The organism is Frankia sp. CpI1-P (genome assembly GCF_001421075.1).
GTDB lineage: Bacteria > Actinomycetota > Actinomycetes > Frankiales > Frankiaceae > Frankia > Frankia torreyi.
On record NZ_LJJX01000022.1, the window covers coordinates 2,791 to 19,712 of the forward strand.

The window sequence follows — 16,922 nt, forward strand, 5'->3', positions numbered from 1 at the left end:
CCTGGCCTGGGTCTTGCAAGCCCTGGGCCGGGCCGGGGAGGCGCTGCCGCTGGTCCGCCACGCCCTGGCCATCGGCGAAGCCGTCTACGGACCCAACCACCCCACGGTCGCCACCCGGCTGAACAACCTGGCCTGGGTCCTCCAAGCCCTGGGCCGAGCCAATGAGGCACTGCCGCTGATCCAGCGTGCCCTGGCCATCGGTGAAGCCGTCTACGGACCCGACCACCCCGAGGTCGCCAAACATCTAGACAATCTGGCCTTGACCCTACGAGACTTGGACCTGGCCGGTGAGGCGTTGCCGCTGTTCCAGCGTGCCCTGGCCATTGACGAGGCCGTCTACGGACCCGACCACCCTGAGGTGGCCAAACAGTTGAACAATCTGGCCTTGACCTTGTGGGACCTGGGCCGGGCCGGTGAGGCACTGCCGCTGATCCAGCGTGCCCTGACCATCGACGAAGCCGTCTACGGACCCGACCACCCCGAGGTCGCCACCGACCTGAACAGCCTGGCCTCGGTACTGCACACCCTGGGCCGGGCCGGTGAGGCACTGCCGCTGTTCCAACTTGCCCTGGCCATCGACGAAGCCGTCTACGGTACCGACCATCCTCGCGTCATGACCATCAAGAACAATCTCGCCGCTGCCAGGGCCAGTCCGAGACAGCGCGGATGGCTGGGTAAACTTCTCCGCCGGTGACCACGAAAGGTCTCGCCGCTAGCAGGCCGGACGGGTCGGGCTGCCCGGGGAGCGGAGCGACCTGGTCAAGTCTCCTGGCCGTGCGCAGGCGTGCCCCCTACTCGTTGTTCATGCCACCCGGCGTGCGCGACGGCACGTCCGGGGTCGGGTTCGTCTTGCCATGGCTGCCCTCCCCCGATGCTGTCGACCGGCAGCGCTCCCTCGAACATCCGGAAGTCGCCTGTGCGGTGCGGGCTGGCGACGCACCGGCGAGCACGGCCGTCCACGGCCGCGCGCAGCCGTCGCGCGGCGCGGCCCGCGCCGCGTCTTGATCCTAAAACGGGGGATTCGGCAGTCTGCGGCACTCGCTGACGGTCTGGGGCTGGGCGCCGTACGGTGATCTGGTGGAGGTAGCGGCTGCTGAGCGGTTGGCGAGCGAGCTTCTGACCCCGTTGGGGGATCGGTGGCGGCATGTGCAGGCGGTGGCCGCTGCTGCTCGCGAGGTTTCGGCAGCAGTCGACCCGGGAGATCGGGATCTGCTGGTGGCGGCGGCCTGGCTACATGACATCGGCTATGCCCCGCCGATCGGCCACCTGCGGTTCCATCCGGTCGATGGTGCGCGCTTCCTCGAAGCCCAGGATGCGCCGGGACGGCTGTGCGCCCTGGTCGCGCACCACTCCTGCGCCCGGTACGAAGCCGAGGAACGGGGGCTGACGGCGGAGCTGTCCGCCTGGGAGCTGGAAGTCTCGCCTGTGATGGACGCGCTGTGCACGGCGGACATGACGACCGGTCCGCAGGGCCAGCGGTTCAGCTTCCCCGACCGCATCGCAGAGATCCTCTCCCGCTACGGGGAAGGATCGATCGTCCACCGGTCGATCAGCCGGGCACGGCCCGACCTACAGGCGTCGGTCGACCGGACCTCCTCCCGGCTGGCGCTGGTTCAGCCGAGATAGGGCGTCGCCCGCCCCTCCAGGTAGTGATCGATGCGCAGGCGCATCGACGGATGGATGTTCAGCCGGTCAAGGTCGGCCGGGGCGACCCACTGGACCTCTTTCGTCTCGCTGGACGTGCGCAGCTCGCCGCCAAGTAGGCGGGTCGTGAAGCAGAGCGAGAACTGTTGGCGGACCTCGCCGTCGTCGTAGGCCAGGACGTGCCGCGGGTTGGTGTAGACGCCGATCAGACCGGTGACCTCGATGTCGATGCCGGTCTCTTCCTTCGTCTCCCGGACAGCGGCGTCGGTGATGGACTCGCCNAGGTCCATGCCGCCACCGGGGAGCGCCCACAGGTCGTTGTCGGTCTTGTGGACCATCAGGATGCGGTCGGAGGCGTCGACGACCACGGCCGTGACCGAGGGGACGACGCTGTTCGCCTTGGGAGCGTTCGGGTCGTTGAAGTAGTCGATCCGCGCCACGAGGTATCAGGCTCCTTCGGTGGTGGCCCAGACCCGCTCGAAGCTCGCCGCGTAGTGGTCGAACAGCCCGCCGGGCTGCTCGCGCAGGTGCAGAACGGGCGAGTGGGCGGCGGGGGCGCCGTAGACGTGAGTGTTCACGAGCATGTCGCCGTCGAACCGGTAGATCGAGTTGTAGAGCGTGGTGCTGTGTAAGCGTAGATCGATCCCGGGGGCGTCCCGCAGGGCAGCGAGGTAGGTGAGGGTGATCCGGGTCCGGGCGGCCAGGCCGTCCCCGATGCCCTCCTCGTCCCCGCGCAGGGCGATGACGGGAGATTCTGGGTTCCCGAGCGCATAGCGGATCTTCACCCCGCTCGCGCCCTTGCGCCGCAGGACGGCCGTGAAGTCGGCGTGTCCGTCGGGCAGGAACAGGCCGGCGATCACGAGGACATCGACCTGATGCGTCGCCTCGGCAAACAGGGTCCGCCACAGATCGCCCGGCACGGCGGTGCGGCTCGGGTAGACCCGAACCATCTCNGCGGGTATCTCCGCGGCCGGCACGCCCGGGGGTCCAGTTCGGGGCTCCGGAACGCTGCCCGGCTTGTCCGCCAGGCCGATGCGTACCCGCGGAATGCCGATGCCGTCGGCGATCCGCTCGAAGATCTCCAGGCTGGTGACCTGGCGGCGGCCGTTCTGGATCTCGCTCACATGCGACTGCGGGACCTCACAAGCGGCGGCTATCTGCGTCTGCGTCGCTCCGGTCCACTGGCGGTAGATCTTGAAGACGGCGCCGATGTCGCGGCGGGCGAGCGCCTCGGACATGTCGGGCCGGTCCCACAGATCGGCCGGAGCCTGCGGGAGGGGGCGGCGGACGGACACCACAAGCGCCTCCGGACGGTAGGAACAGGACCGTCAGTCCTCGATCGACTGCGAGGCAGCATATCCGGTCTCCGTATAGATCGGAAGTCTGGGCGTATACGTCCGGCGGCCTTCCGTGACAACTGTCCCGGCTGGACGGTGGATGGGCACCGGTTCCGCCTGGCGGCGTTCATCCCCCGGCGGCTCCTGGCATCCACTGCACGTTGCCGAGCACGGGAGGGCAGATCGTGATCACATTCGATGCAGGTGGCGGTGAAGACCCGGGCAGGCCGCTGTTCGGGATCGTCCGATTCGACCCCGGCGAGGAACCGCGGGTACGCGACACGCTGATCTCCTTCGACACAGCCACCGCGGCTGACCTCCTCGTGATCCGTGAGCGGTGGACGGACGACTACCAGGTGACTCCGCTGNGGTTCGTCGTCCCCGAGGAGCTGCGCCCACCGGCCGGCGCCCGGCTACCTCTCAACGACATGGCGGCCCGCTTCCCGACCCGTCATCGGCGGCGGGCATGACCTCGTCTGTTTCGCCTGATCGGTCAAGGTCCGCCGCTCCGGTCACCGCCAATGGCGCACAGGGCGACCAAGGCCATCCGCCTGCCGTCGCGCTGCTGCCGTGGGGCGCCGCGGAATGGGCGGTGATCGTTCAGCCGGGCTCAGACTCCGCGGACATCCTCCGGGCGGTGGCCCGGATGCCGGCCNGGCTGACGTTCGCCGAGTCCTTCGGGGACGTGGATATCGTGCTCGTCTACCGCGCGCCGCCCGAGCTGGCCGGCGACATCGACAACGACGACCCGGGGCCGTCCCGACGGGGCTGCGCGGGCGCCGCGCTGCGGATGGCTCTCGACCTCCATCCATGCCGGCCGGATTCGCGGTGGATGACCGGTGGGGAGCGTGCGGCGTTCCAGGCCGGTCAGGTGGAGGCACTCGAATCGGTCCGCCGGGCCATCCTGCATGCCCTCGGTGTCCCACCGGTCTCGTGAGCTGAGCACATCGAACGGTTTCTGATCGGGAACGGGCCGGTCTCGGCGAGTACTACTCCGCCGGGTCCGGCCCGTTGTCGTTGGCCTGTTCCCCGGTGCGGCCGACCCCGGGCACGATGCGTTCCGCGAGGTCGGTGAGCCGCTGCTCGATGCGGAGCAGGACGGCGAGGATCTGGTGGTCGGTGCCCGCGCTTGCAGGGTCNCTCCCCGGTGGTGCTTGTTCCGCCGCGTCGCGCTCCTGGTCCTGGTCCTGGAGCAGGACGCGGATGAGGTGGTCGTGCGGCCAGTCAAGCGCGCTGGCCACGGCGGTGAGCGTGGCGTTCTGGACTCGGCGCCGCTGGGCTCCGTGCTGGAGCTGCCGTATCGTCGCGACCGACACCCCGGATGCGGTGGCAAGCGCCTGCTGCCCGATCCGCAGGGCGGCCATCCGCGCGTTGAGTGCGTCGGCCACGGCCTGCCAGTCCTCGCCTTCCACCCGCCCACGGGCGGTGTATGGCGGAACTCCCCGTCTGTTTGCCACTCGCAAAATTTAGCGTGACACTGAACAGATACTCCAGCCGGTCAGTGGATATTTTCCATACCACGCCCGTATACATCGGCGCGAAAGTACTTGGCGAGCGGTTAGTGAGCGGTTCAGAGTGGGTTCTGCCCGACAGCGGCCGGAACACCGGNGGCGGGGCTGAACCCCACGGAGGATGATCGCCAATGGCGTTGCCGTCGCGTATTCCGGTGCGTTTCGAGGATGTCTTCCCGGCGGGTGCGTTTGTGCTGGGGGNGGAGGCGTCGAACGACTACGACAAGGTGAAGGCGAACCTGCCGGATGTGCAGGCGCGGGACAAGGACACCGGCGAGCGGGTGTGGGTGGTGCGGGTGCTGGACGCGGACCCGGCGGCCCGGCAGGCCGAGGTGAAGGTGAAGATCACGGGTGAGGTGCAGCCGGTTCCGCCGGAGGTGATGCCGGGGACGCCGTTTCGGCCGGTGGTGTTCGAGGGTTTGACGGTGACGCCGTGGGTGGACACCAACGGGTCGCGTCCGCGGCAGGGGTTCGCGTTTCGGGCGGCGGCGATGGTGGCCGTGGGCCAGTCGGGCCGGCGGGCTGCGGCGGTGGCGGCATGAGCGGCGAGGAACGGAAGCCGTCGTACCTGTCGGTGGGTCTGTCTGTCGGCGGGGACTGGCGGGTGACCTGCCATACCTACCCGGACCGCGGGCCGATCCTGGCCGTCGATGCCGCCGGGATGTCGCTGGTCGTCTCGGCTAAGCAGAGCACCCCGGACGCCAATCACCTCGATTTCGCGTACGCGCTGCTGGCCGCGGTGAACGACTATCTCATCGCCTGCGAAACCCACCGGTTCGACGCCGAGGAAGCAGCGAACGCTTCGACTGACGTTACCGAAACGGCGGCTGCGGTGGAGAACCGCGCCGCATAGCACCACCCTTCCCCTTCCGGCCGGCGGCCCGGACCTCTGTTTCCGCTCCGGGCCCGCCCGCCGTTTTCCCCACTCGCATATCCCTGTGGTTCCGTGCGCTCGAAAACAGGTGGTATTTGTCATGTCCAGAATCAGCGGCGACAAGGCGTCGCCGCGCATTCCCACCCGCAACGACAAGATGCGGGTGCCGCTGTGGATGCTGCTGCTCGCCGTCGCCGGGAAGGGCCTGTGGCTCGTCGTCCGCTGGGGCTTCCGCCACCGGGTCGCGGTCGCCGTCGTGGTCGGGCTGCTGCTGTTCGTCCACCGGTTCGGGCTGCTCGGTCTCGCCGCGCTGGCCGGCGGGCTGCTCCTGGTGACCCTGGTGTGGTCGCGGCTGCACCCGCGGTCGTGCGCCTGGGCGGGCCGCTGGCTGTGGGGCCGGACCCGACTCGCGTTCATCTACCGGTGGCGGTGGCGGGCGGCGATGGTCCACACCGACCTTGCCATCCGGATGCCGATGTCGACCGGCGATCAGGTGACGTTCGACGAGTACTTCCCGCGTATCCGNACGATCCGTTCCACCCGGGCTGTGGACGTGCTGCGGGTGGAGCTGCTGCCCGGTCAGACCCCGGAGCAGTGGGCGGAGCAGGGCGAGGCGCTGCGGCATGTCTTCCGGGCCCGGCGCTGCCAGGTGCAGGCCGAGACGTTCCGGTTCGTCCGGCTGCACTTCCACCACCGTGACACCCTCACCCGCCCCGTCACCCCCGCAGACCTCGACCACGCGGATGCCGGTCCGGGCGACGCCGACCCTGACCCGGCCGGCGTCGACCCGGACCGCGGACCCGTCCACGCCGCCTACGCCCGGCTCGTCGCCGGACTGTCGGCGGTCCCGGTGGGCCGCTGTGAGGACGGATCGGCCTGGACGCTGCCCGTGCGCGGGACGCATCTCCTCGTCGCCGGTGCCACCGGCGCCGGTAAGGGCTCAGTGCTGTGGTCGCTGCTACGCGGTCTCGGCCCGGCGGTGCGCGCTGGACTGGTGGAGNTGTGGGTGTGCGACCCGAAGGGCGGGATGGAACTGGCCTTCGGCCGGGCCATGTTCGCCCGCTTCGCCACCACGACGGACACCATCGCCGATCTCCTCGACGACGCCGTGGGCGTCATGCAGGACCGGACGGCGCGGCTGTCCGGCGTGACTCGGCTNCACACCCCGACCACCGAGGAGCCGCTGATCGTTCTGGTCGTCGACGAGATCGCGTCCCTCACCGCCTACGTCACCGATCGTGATCTCAAGAAGCGCATCGGCGCGGCGCTGCCGCTGCTGCTGTCGCAGGGCCGGGCACCCGGGGTCGTGGTCCTGGCCGCGGTGCAGGACCCGCGCAAGGAAGTCCTGCCGTTCCGGGACCTGTTCCCGGTCCGGGTGGCGCTGCGGATGACCGAACCCGACCAGGCCGACCTTGTCCTTGGTTCCGGTGCCCGGGACCGCGGCGCCCGCGCCGACGAGATCCCGCTGTCGCTGCCCGGGGTCGGCTACGTCCTGCACGACGGCAACCCCGACCCGATCCGGGTCCGGGCCGCGTTCATCGACGACGACGAGATCACCCGCACCGTGCACACCTACCGACCCGTGGTGGCCGGCGGTTGGGTGCCTGACCTCGATGCCTTCGCCGGTCACGACCCCGACGACGCCCCCGACCGACTCGACGATGCCGCGTGACCGCGCCATCCCTCGGACCTGACTCGGACGTTCCCGTCCCTTCCCCTGGGGGCGGTGAGCGTCCGGGTTCCCGGNCCGCCCGCATGCGGATGCCCCTGGCTCGTCATGTCGTCGAGGCCGTCGCGGTGGAGAACGGGGTGTGTATCCGGCCGATGCCGATGCGCCGGACGAACCTGGACACAGGCGAAACGCAGATCATCCCCGTGCCCTGCGGGGCCACTTTGGCATCGAAATGCCCTCCGTGTGCGGAGCGTGCACGTCGGCTGCGGATGGCGCAGTGCAAGACCGGCTGGCACCTCGACGACGAACCGGTCCCCGACCCCGACCCGCCGACCGACGACGCCAAAGCCCTGGCGACCCTGCGCGCGGACCTCGAAGCGGCCCGCGCCGACGTCCTGGCGGCCGGCGACACCGGGCAGGCCGGGGAGATCGACGAGCTGATCGGCCAGATCGACGACGAACTCGCCGCGCTCGGCGTCCGCGGCAAGGCCGCCCCCGACAACCGGGACCGGCCACGCCGCGTCCGTTCGACCCGGCGGCGCCAGGATGCCCCCGACCTGCCCCGGCTCCCCGTCGACCGGCGCACCGTCGGGCGGACCTTCACCGCGGCGGACGGGACGGTGTGGCGGCCGTCGATGTTCCTCACCCTGACCTGCGACACCTACGGCCACGTGCACAAGGACGGGACCCCGGTAGATCCTGCGTCGTACGACTACCGGCGTGCCGCGCGGGACGCGATCCACTTCCCGAAGCTGATCGACCGGTTCTGGCAGAACCTGCGCCGCGCGGTCGGCTGGGACGTGCAGTACTTCGCCGCGTTGGAACCACAGAAGCGCCTTGCGCCGCATCTGCACGCGGCGATCCGCGGCACCGTGCCCCGGGCGATGCTGCGCCTGGTCGCGGCAGCGACCTACCACCAGGTCTGGTGGCCGTCGGCCGACCAGCCGGTCTACGACGACCACCGGCAACCCGCCTGGAACGACACCGCCGGCGGCTACGTCGACCCCGACACCGGCACGCCGCTGCTGTCCTGGGATGACGCCCTCGACGGCATCGGCGAGGACGACGAACCCGCCCACGTCGTCCGCTTCGGCCCGCAACTGCGCGCCGACGGGGTCACCGCGAACACGGCCACCACCGGCCGGATGATCGGCTACCTGACCAAGTACCTGACCAAAAGCCTCGACGCCTGCCACGACATCGCCAGCGACCCGCAACGNCCGCCCGCATGCGGATGCCCCTGGCTCGTCATGTCGTCGAGGCCGTCGCGGTGGAGAACGGGGTGTGTATCCGGCCGATGCCGATGCGCCGGACGAACCTGGACACAGGCGAAACGCAGATCATCCCCGTGCCCTGCGGGGCCACTTTGGCATCGAAATGCCCTCCGTGTGCGGAGCGTGCACGTCGGCTGCGGATGGCGCAGTGCAAGACCGGCTGGCACCTCGACGACGAACCGGTCCCCGACCCCGACCCGCCGACCGACGACGCCAAAGCCCTGGCGACCCTGCGCGCGGACCTCGAAGCGGCCCGCGCCGACGTCCTGGCGGCCGGCGACACCGGGCAGGCCGGGGAGATCGACGAGCTGATCGGCCAGATCGACGACGAACTCGCCGCGCTCGGCGTCCGCGGCAAGGCCGCCCCCGACAACCGGGACCGGCCACGCCGCGTCCGTTCGACCCGGCGGCGCCAGGATGCCCCCGACCTGCCCCGGCTCCCCGTCGACCGGCGCACCGTCGGGCGGACCTTCACCGCGGCGGACGGGACGGTGTGGCGGCCGTCGATGTTCCTCACCCTGACCTGCGACACCTACGGCCACGTGCACAAGGACGGGACCCCGGTAGATCCTGCGTCGTACGACTACCGGCGTGCCGCGCGGGACGCGATCCACTTCCCGAAGCTGATCGACCGGTTCTGGCAGAACCTGCGCCGCGCGGTCGGCTGGGACGTGCAGTACTTCGCCGCGTTGGAACCACAGAAGCGCCTTGCGCCGCATCTGCACGCGGCGATCCGCGGCACCGTGCCCCGGGCGATGCTGCGCCTGGTCGCGGCAGCGACCTACCACCAGGTCTGGTGGCCGTCGGCCGACCAGCCGGTCTACGACGACCACCGGCAACCCGCCTGGAACGACACCGCCGGCGGCTACGTCGACCCCGACACCGGCACGCCGCTGCTGTCCTGGGATGACGCCCTCGACGGCATCGGCGAGGACGACGAACCCGCCCACGTCGTCCGCTTCGGCCCGCAACTGCGCGCCGACGGGGTCACCGCGAACACGGCCACCACCGGCCGGATGATCGGCTACCTGACCAAGTACCTGACCAAAAGCCTCGACGCCTGCCACGACATCGCCAGCGACCCGCAACGCCGCCACGTCGACCGGCTCGCCGACGCCCTACGCCACGAACCGTGCTCCCCGACCTGCGCGAACTGGCTTCGCTACGGCATCCAACCCCGCAACACCCGCCCCGGACTCGTCCCCGGACGGTGCAAGGNCAAGATCCACCGGAGGGAAACCCTCGGCTTCGGCGGCCGACGCGTCCTGGTCTCGCGACGCTGGTCCGGCAAGACCCTCACCGACCACCGACACGACCGGGTCGCATTCATCCGCGCCCAGCTCGAAACCCTCGGCGCCGTCGGGACCGGCCCGGCCGCACCCGACGGCGAGTCTGACCCGGCCCGGATGGTCTGGCAGCTCCTGCGGCCCGGCGACCCGGCGGCGCCTCGTCGTGAACATCTGCTGTTGCACGCGGTCGCGCAACGCCACGCCTGGCGGGCCCAACTCGACGCCGCTCGTGCTGCGGCCGGCGGCGGCCTGCTTCCGGCAACCGGCCCACCGCTCCCCGACGCCGCCTGAAGCCCTGCCCCGCGAGTCCTCGGAGAGACCCGTGCACAAGCTCTTGCTGACCGTCAATGAAGCTGCGGCCCTGCTCGGCGTCGGCCGGACCACCGTCTATGACCTGATCCGGGCCAACCGCCTTGAGGCAGTCCAGATCGGCCGGTCCCGCCGTGTTCCCCGCGCCGCGGTCCTCGCCTACGTCGATTGGCTGCGCGGCGAAGNAGAAGCCGCGTGACCGGCAAACGACGCCATGCGCAGGCTCGCGGACCACCATCAGCGCGCCCATCCGCTCGGCAATCGAAGCGGTCCCGGTCGGGTGCTACCAACACCCGGCCGGGACCTGAGACCCCACCCTGACATCACCAGGAGCGAGATCCTGATGTCCATCTTCTCGTCCGGCCCACACGGCTCATGGCGCACCCCCGACGACGACCATCCGCTCATCTCCGCCCGGGTCGACCACAACGGCGAACATGAACTCACCCTCCGCCCCGGCGCGGACATCGGCGACTTGGTGGCGCTGCTCACCACCCTGCCGCCGGCGGCCTTCTTCACCGAGCACTTCGGCGACGTCGACGCGATCCTGATCTTCCGTCCGGTCCCCGGACATCCGGCAACCGTCCCGGCCGGCGAGACGAACCCGCCCGACCCTGCGGCGGCACACGCGACGTCGTAACCCACCGTCGCTCTCCCCGTTCCTCCGTCGCGGCCGGAAGACCATCGCCTCGCCGGAGGAACGGGGGGCATCTCGTCCTGGGCCGACACCGCACCCCGCGACCGGCCCCGGCGGCGAGCCCAGCCCATCTCTCGGCAAGGAGCCACGCTCACCATGCCCGCCAACGACGACGCCCCCACGAACGGCCGGCGCAAGACCCGCAAGGAACGGACGAAACGCGCCAACGGACAGGGCTCCATCTACCAGCGCGCCGACGGTATGTGGGTCGGCGCCGCCTACGTCCTCATGCCCGACGGCACCACCAAACGGCGTCCGGTCTACGGCAAGACGGAAGAGATCGTCCGCGGCAAGCTCACGGAGCTACAGGCCAACTCCGACCAGGGCATCCCCGCGGACGCGACCGGGTGGACGGTCGGCCGGTTCCTGCTGGCCTGGCTGGACGGCACGGTGAAGCCAAACCGGCAGCCGAACACCTACGTCGCGTACGAGAAGGCCGTTCGGATCTACCTCGTGCCGGGGCTCGGCAAGAAACGGCTTAACAAGCTGACGGCGGCAGAGGTCCGGCAGTTCATCCGGCGACTTGAGAGCACCTGCCTGTGCTGCGAGCGGGGGAGAGATGCCGCCCGTCCGGCGGGGGAGCGGCGTTGCTGCGCGGTCGGCCGGTGCTGCGAACGACGTCCCTCGAAGCGTCAGGTTCAGGTCGTTCACGCGGTGCTGCGCAACGCGCTGCAAGCGGCGGTCCGCGAGGAACTGATCCGGCGCAACGTCGCCAAGCTCGTGCAGGTTTCGACACCGCGCTATGGCATCGACCGGGGCCTGACCGTGGGCCAGGCTCACATGTTGCTCGACGCTGCGGCCGGCGACCGGCTGTACGCCCTGCTGGTCCTGGCCCTGTTCCTCGGAATGCGCCGTGGGGAACTGCTCGGACTCCAGTGGTCCGACATCGACGAGGAACGGCAAACGCTCACCATCCGCCACACCCTGCAACGGGTCGGCGGGGAACTGCGGCTGCTCCCGCCGAANACGGNCGACTCGGAACGAACCCTTCCGCTGCTGGGTCTGGTGGNCGACGCGTTGACGGAGCACCGCAAGCTCCAGGATGCCGAGCGGGAAACGGCCGGCACGCGGTGGGTGAATACCGGTCACGTCTTCACCACGAAGATCGGAACCCCGATCGAACCGGACAACCTCCGCCGGTTCTGGATGCCGCTACGACGGGCGGCCGGACTCGACAGCGTGGTGTTCCACGGGCTACGGCACACCTGCGTCACACTGCTTCTCGACCTCGGCGTCCCGCCGCACATCGTTCGCGACATCGCCGGACACTCGGCGATTGAGGTCACGATGACGATCTACGCCCATGCGTCCATGGGCGAGAAGCGCCGCGCCCTCGGCAAGCTCGACGGCCACCTGACCAACCCGCGGCCCTGAACACACCCGATGCCCGTTGCTACACGCGTTGCTACACCCGGGGGGTCTCGGGGGGCTCTGCCCCCCGGCAGACATGACGAGGGGATCAAAAGGCGCAGCATATGGGCCCGATCCCCGTGTGCGCCCGGCAGGGATCGAACCTGCGACCTGGTGCTTAGAAGGCACTCGCTCTATCCACTGAGCTACGGGCGCGTTGGTACAGGATGGGCCTACCGGGAAGCTCCACCCAGGGTAGCAAGCCCTGACCAGGTACTGGACACGCGGGGACACGTCGCCGGCCGGTGAGTCGGGGCGACCACGTGGGGGTGCGAGGGAACGGCAGAGGAGTGGCCGCGCCCCGGTTCGCTGGTCCGATCGGGCTATGCCGGGGCCGAGATACCGGGGCGCGGGGTGTTGCGGTGCGGGTGGCCGGGGGTCAGGAGGCGGNCAGGCGGGACAGGTCGGCGAACTCGTCGTCAGTGAGTTCGACTCCGGCCGCAGTGATGTTCTCCTCCAGATGGGCCACTGACGACGTACCCGGAATCGGCAGTATCACGGGGGAGCGGCGCAGCAGCCAGGCGAGGGCGAGCTGGGCCGGGCTGGCGCTGTGGTGCTTGGCGGCGGCGTCGAGGACGCTGCCGGGAAGGGCGAGCCGGCCGGTGTCGACCGGGTTCCACGGAATGAAGCCGATGCCCTCACGGTCGGAGTAGTCGAGGACGTCCTCGGCGGTCCGGTAGGCGAGGTTGTAGCGGTTCTGCACGCTGACGATCGGAACCAGGGTGCGGGCGTGGGCCAGTTCGGCGACGCTGACCTCGGACAGGCCGATGTGGCGAATCTTCCCCTCCTGCTGCAGCGCACGCAGCTCACCGAGGGATTCCTCGACGGGGGTGGCGGGGTCGATGCGGTGGAGCTGGTAGAGGTCGATCCGCTCCAGTTTCAGTCGGCGCAGGGACATCTCCACCTGCTGGCGAAGGTAGGCGGGGCGGGCGACCGGAGCCCACCGGTTCGGACCCTGCCGGGTCAGGCCGCCCTTGGTCGCGATGACGAGCCCCTCGGGGTAGGGGTGCAGCGCCTCGGCGATCAGTTCCTCGCTGACGTGCGGGCCGTAGGAGTCGGCGGTGTCGATGAAGTTCACGCCGAGTTCCACCGCGCGGCGCAGCACGGCGCGGGCCTCGGCCGGATCGGCGGGGGGACCCCAGATGCCGGGGCCGGTGATGCGCATGGCGCCGAACCCGAGCCGGGTGATCGGCAGGTCGCCGCCGAGCAGGAAGGTTCCGCTGCCCGTGGCCGTGGGGGTGCCGTCCGGGCTGGTGGTCGAGCTGGTCGTGGTCGTCGACATCGCTGTCCTCCGGGTACGACGGTGCTGGTGGGGAACCACGTCGGCGAGACGTGGTCGCCGGGCGTCGGGTGGGGCGGGCGAACGCCGGACCGGGCGCCGCATCGTCCGATCGGGCCATGGCCTGGCATCTCGCCGACCCATGGATCGGCAACCGGGCGTCCAGGGATGGTGTTCCCGCTCCNGTCGTCCGTATTGCTCGCCTGGCCCGGATGGGTCCGGGCGGGTCCGGGCGGGTCCGGGCGGAGTGGTCCGAAACGGGGAGGCCTGGGATGGGGAGGGGTGTGGACGGACGCCGGTTATCCACAGCCGGATGGTCGGGGCTTCCGGAGCCGTCCCTNGCGGCCCACAGTGAAACGACGCCGGCGCAACGCCGCGCCGGCACCTTCCTCCCTGACCCGAGGAGCACGCGATGCTCGACACGACCATCACCCTCGTCGGCAACCTCGTCGAGGACCCGGAGCACCGGACGACGACGAACGGTGCCTCGGTGTGCAGCTTCCGCCTGGCCTCCACGCCGCGCCGCTTCGACCGATCCGAGAATCGATGGGTCGACGGCGCGACGTCGCATCGCTTGTATCACTCTTCGGGCAGTTCGCCCTACGACGTCCCCTAACGCAAGATTCACTCGCCGTACGTCGACCTCAGGCGCTCCCGTGACGTGTCGACGTCGCACGCGCGACGTCGCGCGTGCGACGTCGCATCGATCACGCGCCACGAAGCCCCGACCCGATCATGTCGGGTGGGGCTCATGGTCGAAGCGTGATCGATCGGCTACACTGTGACGGGTTCCTCGGCATCAGCGCTCGGAGCCTCGGCGAGCTTCGCCCGGTCCTTGCGGCACTTCGCACGGGCAGCCTTCGTCCGTTCGTGGCTGCAATCCGCGTGGCTGAAGTTCTGCCGCTTCGGCTTGACCTCTTCCACACCACCCCCAGTCGGCGTCTCATCGACCTCGGCTGCCTCGGCAATGTCCTCGTGGGGTGTGGAAACGACGTCCTCGATCGACGTCGCCTCTTCCTCGGCAACGACGGTGACGGNCTTAGGTGCGCGTTTCGTGGCGGTCATTGTTGGGCTCCTCATATTCGGTGGTGGGATCACCGTATAAGACGACGGATGACGATCTCAAGGCGGTTCCATGAGCGGTATTCTCATGCTCCGTCAAGCCCGAACCAGGTCTCACACCACGACCTCCCCCTCCACCACGTTCATGTTGTCCGTGTCGACGTCGGGCGTCTCCTGGCTTTGCCTCTCGANGACCTGCACCNGACGAGCGTGTGGGAGCGCCGCCAAGATCCGCGCGGCCAGGTGCAACACGTCGCGTCGGTCTAGGGCCTCCCGAGACACGTACGTTCGGGACACGATCCCCGTCGTGTAGTGGATCACTACCACGGACATGGGTGGGCCTCTCTGCTGTCACCGGGGCCCCTGGCGCACCCGCGTTGAGCAGAAGTGCACCAGGGGCCGATAGGGGGCGCTCCGGTAGTTGGTCGCGAGGGAACCGGAGCGCCCAACACAAGTGCACCGGAAAGCTACGGGTCGTTCCACCGTCAACTTCTTGGTAAATCGCAAGGCCAGGGCGGTAGTCCTGCCTCGTCCATAGATACTTTCCATGGTCGTTCGGCCACGTGTTAGGAAAGTGTTAGGTGCGGTCGACAAGACCACATACAAAAGCCCAGATTGGCGTGAGCGATCCGTTACGCTGCCCTCTGTCGACAAACACCGTCCGAAGGGTTCGCGATGCCCCCGCAGAGCAGGTCTACCAAGGTCGAGGAGGCACGAAGCATCGGGCTACGCGCCAAGCATCCCGATTGGAAGCCGGAACGGCTGACCGCCTACCGTAAGTCTCTCGGTTGGAGCAGGGCGACGCTCGTCCGCAAGATCAGGGAGATTGATCCGGCCTCGGTGTCGTTCACGCCGCCCATGGCCGCCGAGGTCCAGATCATGCGCCACGAACGCGGTTGGACCTTCCCCGGAGAGGACTGGCAGGCAGCGTACGGCCACGTCACCGGGGCGACCCGTGTTGACCTGGGCTTTTNCTCCCGACTTTCGCGGGGTGAGGCGACAGTCACCGCAGGTGTCTTGCCGTCCGGGGTGCCCCTCGCGGACGATGGGCTACGCGAGCTCTGGACCTCGCAGGGCTTGACCACCGCGTGGCAGGAGGTGACGACCCTGGAGCGGAGACAGTTCCTCGCCCTCAGCGGCGTTGCGTTGTCCGCCGCTGCGCATGAGTGGCTCGTGGCTGACCCCGCGAGGCTCGCCGCAGCTCTCGACGGGCAGCGTGTGGATGCGGGCGTCGTGGCGGACCTGAACACCGCCACGGACACCCTGCGGCGTCTAGATGACAAGCTGGGCGGCCAGGCAGTCTTCGGGATGGTCACCGAACAGCTCAAGCTCGTGGTCAACCTGCTCCGGAACACGTCCTACAGCCAGGTGGATGGGCAAGCACTCCACGGCATCGCCGCGGAACTGGCTCGTCTCGCCGGGTGGACGAGCTACGACGCCGGACGAAACGGCACCGCCCAGCGGTTCTACCTCGTCGGTCTCAGGGCTGCTCACGAGGCAGACACGCCCGGTGTGGCGGCCAACATCCTCCGGTGCATGGCTCACCAGGCGCGGTCGGATGGTGACCCCCACACCGCCATCGAGCTTCTGCGTTCCGCTCGTGCGGGCTCACGAGGGCGTCTGAGCTTCACCGAACAGGCTGTACTCGCCGCGGGCCTTGCCAGCGCGCACGGCGTCGCTGGAGATCGATCCTCAGCGCTCAGCGCATCCGACACCGCCTATGCCGCGATCGAGCAGGCGAAGACGGATGAGGACCCCCCGTACGTCTACTGGGCTGGCCCCTACACGATCGCCCAATCCGTCGGGGCGTCGCTCATGAGCACCGGCGACCCTGCGGGAGCGATCCCGCACTTCAGGTCCGCAATCGACCTGATCGGTACCGACCTACCTCGTGACCGCCTCGGCTTCGTGCTTCACCTGGCCCTTGCATACACCCAGGCCGGCGACCCCGACACGGCAATCAGCCTGACCCACGACGCGATCACCACGACGGCTGTTCCATCGTCGATCATGGGCGGTCGGATCGCCGACGTCTGCCGAGCGATCTCAGCTACCGGTCATCCCGGAGCAGCCGAGCTAGCAGAACACGCCCGCGACGCGGTCTGAACCTGGCCCCACACCCCGCGAGTCTGGGCGACAAGTTCCGCCCGGGAGAGTCTTAGACTCAACCCATGGCGTCGGGGGATTCCTTCGTGTTCGTGTCGTACACGGCCGCAGACGAGCCGTGGGCGACCTGGGTTGCCACGGTTCTTGAGAGCGCCGGGCTGACTGCTCGCATCCAGGTGTGGGACTCACCTCCCGGCACGAACTTCGTCGAGTGGATGAACAACCAGCTAGCCGGGGCTCGGTGGACGGTCGCGCTCTACTCCGAGGCTTACTTCGCGTCGAAGTGGTGCACAGCAGAGTGGACCGCTTCCCTCGCTCGTCAGACTTTGCTGCCCATCCGGCTCGAACCTGTAGAGCCTCCCGCGGTTCTGCAGATGGTCACGTGGGTAGACCTGTTCGATATTGATGAGAGCCGAGCTAAAGAGAAGATCCTCTACGCGGTCGGTGCGCAGGTTATG

10 protein-coding genes, 1 tRNA gene and 17 pseudogenes are annotated in these 16,922 nt (G+C 69.3%); 21 read left to right on the forward strand and 7 right to left on the reverse strand.

The genetic code is table 11. From position 1 onward, the window contains the following. Window positions 1-694 (forward strand): tetratricopeptide repeat protein (locus FF86_RS15875; RefSeq protein ID WP_044883026.1); only part of this gene is annotated, 694 nt, incomplete at its 5' end. A gap of 383 nt (window positions 695-1,077) precedes the next feature. Beyond that, a complete protein-coding gene (locus FF86_RS15880) occupies window positions 1,078-1,626 on the forward strand; it encodes an HD domain-containing protein (RefSeq protein ID WP_044882853.1) in 549 nt (182 codons plus the stop codon). On the opposite strand, the gene FF86_RS15885 is transcribed toward FF86_RS15880, so the two are convergent. From FF86_RS15885 to FF86_RS49725, 4 genes and pseudogenes are all read right to left on the reverse strand, one after another. Continuing rightward, window positions 1,614-1,925: NUDIX hydrolase (locus FF86_RS15885; protein WP_242418855.1), on the reverse strand; the 312-nt coding region annotated here is incomplete at its 5' end. The two genes, FF86_RS15880 and FF86_RS15885, sit on opposite strands and share 13 nt — an antisense overlap. 1 nt (window position 1,926) lies before the next feature. Next, window positions 1,927-2,084 (reverse strand): annotated as a pseudogene (locus FF86_RS62535) (NUDIX hydrolase); the annotation flags it as partial. A 6-nt stretch (window positions 2,085-2,090) separates the two neighbouring features. Continuing rightward, a pseudogene (locus FF86_RS49720) lies at window positions 2,091-2,597 on the reverse strand (XRE family transcriptional regulator); the annotation flags it as partial. 1 nt (window position 2,598) lies between these two features. Beyond that, window positions 2,599-2,882: pseudogene (locus FF86_RS49725) on the reverse strand (helix-turn-helix domain-containing protein); the annotation flags it as partial. A 284-nt stretch (window positions 2,883-3,166) separates the two neighbouring features. Here FF86_RS49725 and FF86_RS49730 point away from each other — a divergent pair. From FF86_RS49730 to FF86_RS62540, 3 pseudogenes are all read left to right on the forward strand, one after another. After that, window positions 3,167-3,349 (forward strand): annotated as a pseudogene (locus FF86_RS49730) (hypothetical protein); the annotation flags it as partial. Window positions 3,350-3,447: 98 nt separating this feature from the next. After that, window positions 3,448-3,636 (forward strand): annotated as a pseudogene (locus FF86_RS49735) (hypothetical protein); the annotation flags it as partial. A 1-nt stretch (window position 3,637) separates the two neighbouring features. Next, window positions 3,638-3,918, forward strand: a pseudogene (locus FF86_RS62540) (hypothetical protein); the annotation flags it as partial. A 203-nt stretch (window positions 3,919-4,121) separates the two neighbouring features. Here FF86_RS62540 and FF86_RS15905 read toward each other — a convergent pair. Then, window positions 4,122-4,438 (reverse strand): annotated as a pseudogene (locus FF86_RS15905) (helix-turn-helix domain-containing protein); the annotation flags it as partial. Between the two features lie 185 nt (window positions 4,439-4,623). Here FF86_RS15905 and FF86_RS49745 point away from each other — a divergent pair. From FF86_RS49745 to FF86_RS49790, 14 genes and pseudogenes are all read left to right on the forward strand, one after another. Then, window positions 4,624-4,693: pseudogene (locus tag FF86_RS49745) on the forward strand (plasmid replication, integration and excision activator); the annotation flags it as partial. A 1-nt stretch (window position 4,694) separates the two neighbouring features. Beyond that, window positions 4,695-5,034, forward strand: a pseudogene (locus tag FF86_RS49750) (plasmid replication, integration and excision activator); the annotation flags it as partial. Then, complete coding sequence (locus FF86_RS15915; protein ID WP_044882859.1) at window positions 5,031-5,345, forward strand: hypothetical protein; 315 nt, start codon at window positions 5,031-5,033, stop codon at window positions 5,343-5,345. The pseudogene FF86_RS49750 and the gene FF86_RS15915, both read left to right, overlap by 4 nt. A gap of 121 nt (window positions 5,346-5,466) precedes the next feature. Next, window positions 5,467-5,891: pseudogene (locus FF86_RS49755) on the forward strand (cell division protein FtsK); the annotation flags it as partial. Between the two features lies 1 nt (window position 5,892). Further along, window positions 5,893-6,366: pseudogene (locus tag FF86_RS49760) on the forward strand (cell division protein FtsK); the annotation flags it as partial. A gap of 1 nt (window position 6,367) precedes the next feature. Further along, window positions 6,368-6,524, forward strand: a pseudogene (locus FF86_RS49765) (cell division protein FtsK); the annotation flags it as partial. Window position 6,525: 1 nt separating this feature from the next. Continuing rightward, a pseudogene (locus FF86_RS49770) lies at window positions 6,526-7,038 on the forward strand (cell division protein FtsK); the annotation flags it as partial. A gap of 158 nt (window positions 7,039-7,196) precedes the next feature. After that, the coding region (locus FF86_RS66610) for a replication initiator (protein ID WP_396229907.1) at window positions 7,197-8,257 on the forward strand (1,061 nt) is incomplete at its 3' end. Window position 8,258: 1 nt separating this feature from the next. Then, a pseudogene (locus FF86_RS49775) lies at window positions 8,259-9,530 on the forward strand (replication initiator); the annotation flags it as partial. 1 nt (window position 9,531) lies between these two features. Then, window positions 9,532-9,892, forward strand: a pseudogene (locus FF86_RS49780) (replication initiator); the annotation flags it as partial. A gap of 31 nt (window positions 9,893-9,923) precedes the next feature. Then, a partial coding sequence (locus tag FF86_RS15935; protein WP_242418870.1) for a helix-turn-helix domain-containing protein occupies window positions 9,924-10,095 on the forward strand: 172 nt, incomplete at its 3' end. 158 nt (window positions 10,096-10,253) lie between these two features. Beyond that, a complete protein-coding gene (locus FF86_RS15940) occupies window positions 10,254-10,550 on the forward strand; it encodes a hypothetical protein (protein WP_044883028.1) in 297 nt (98 codons plus the stop codon). 153 nt (window positions 10,551-10,703) lie between these two features. Then, window positions 10,704-11,572: site-specific integrase (locus tag FF86_RS15945; protein ID WP_242418856.1), on the forward strand; the 869-nt coding region annotated here is incomplete at its 3' end. Between the two features lie 45 nt (window positions 11,573-11,617). After that, window positions 11,618-11,981: pseudogene (locus FF86_RS49790) on the forward strand (tyrosine-type recombinase/integrase); the annotation flags it as partial. A 119-nt stretch (window positions 11,982-12,100) separates the two neighbouring features. On the opposite strand, the gene FF86_RS15950 reads toward FF86_RS49790, so the two are convergent. Together FF86_RS15950 and FF86_RS15955 are read right to left on the reverse strand one after the other, a co-directional pair. Further along, window positions 12,101-12,173 (reverse strand) — tRNA-Arg (locus FF86_RS15950). 235 nt (window positions 12,174-12,408) lie between these two features. Beyond that, window positions 12,409-13,299, reverse strand: a pseudogene (locus tag FF86_RS15955) (aldo/keto reductase); the annotation flags it as partial. Window positions 13,300-13,708: 409 nt separating this feature from the next. Here FF86_RS15955 and FF86_RS15960 point away from each other — a divergent pair. Then, a complete protein-coding gene (locus FF86_RS15960) occupies window positions 13,709-13,912 on the forward strand; it encodes a single-stranded DNA-binding protein (RefSeq protein ID WP_044882865.1) in 204 nt (67 codons plus the stop codon). A gap of 2,638 nt (window positions 13,913-16,550) precedes the next feature. Then, the coding region (locus FF86_RS15980) for a toll/interleukin-1 receptor domain-containing protein (RefSeq protein WP_199865742.1) at window positions 16,551-16,922 on the forward strand (372 nt) is incomplete at its 3' end.

Excerpts from the sequence above, each read along its gene's own strand:
- FF86_RS15915 (WP_044882859.1), top strand. The coding sequence starts at position 5,031 with ATGAGCGGCGAGGAACGGAAGCCGTCGTACCTGTCGGTGGGTCTGTCT.
- FF86_RS15940 (WP_044883028.1), top strand. The coding sequence starts at position 10,254 with ATGTCCATCTTCTCGTCCGGCCCACACGGCTCATGGCGCACCCCCGAC.
- FF86_RS15960 (WP_044882865.1), top strand. The coding sequence starts at position 13,709 with ATGCTCGACACGACCATCACCCTCGTCGGCAACCTCGTCGAGGACCCG.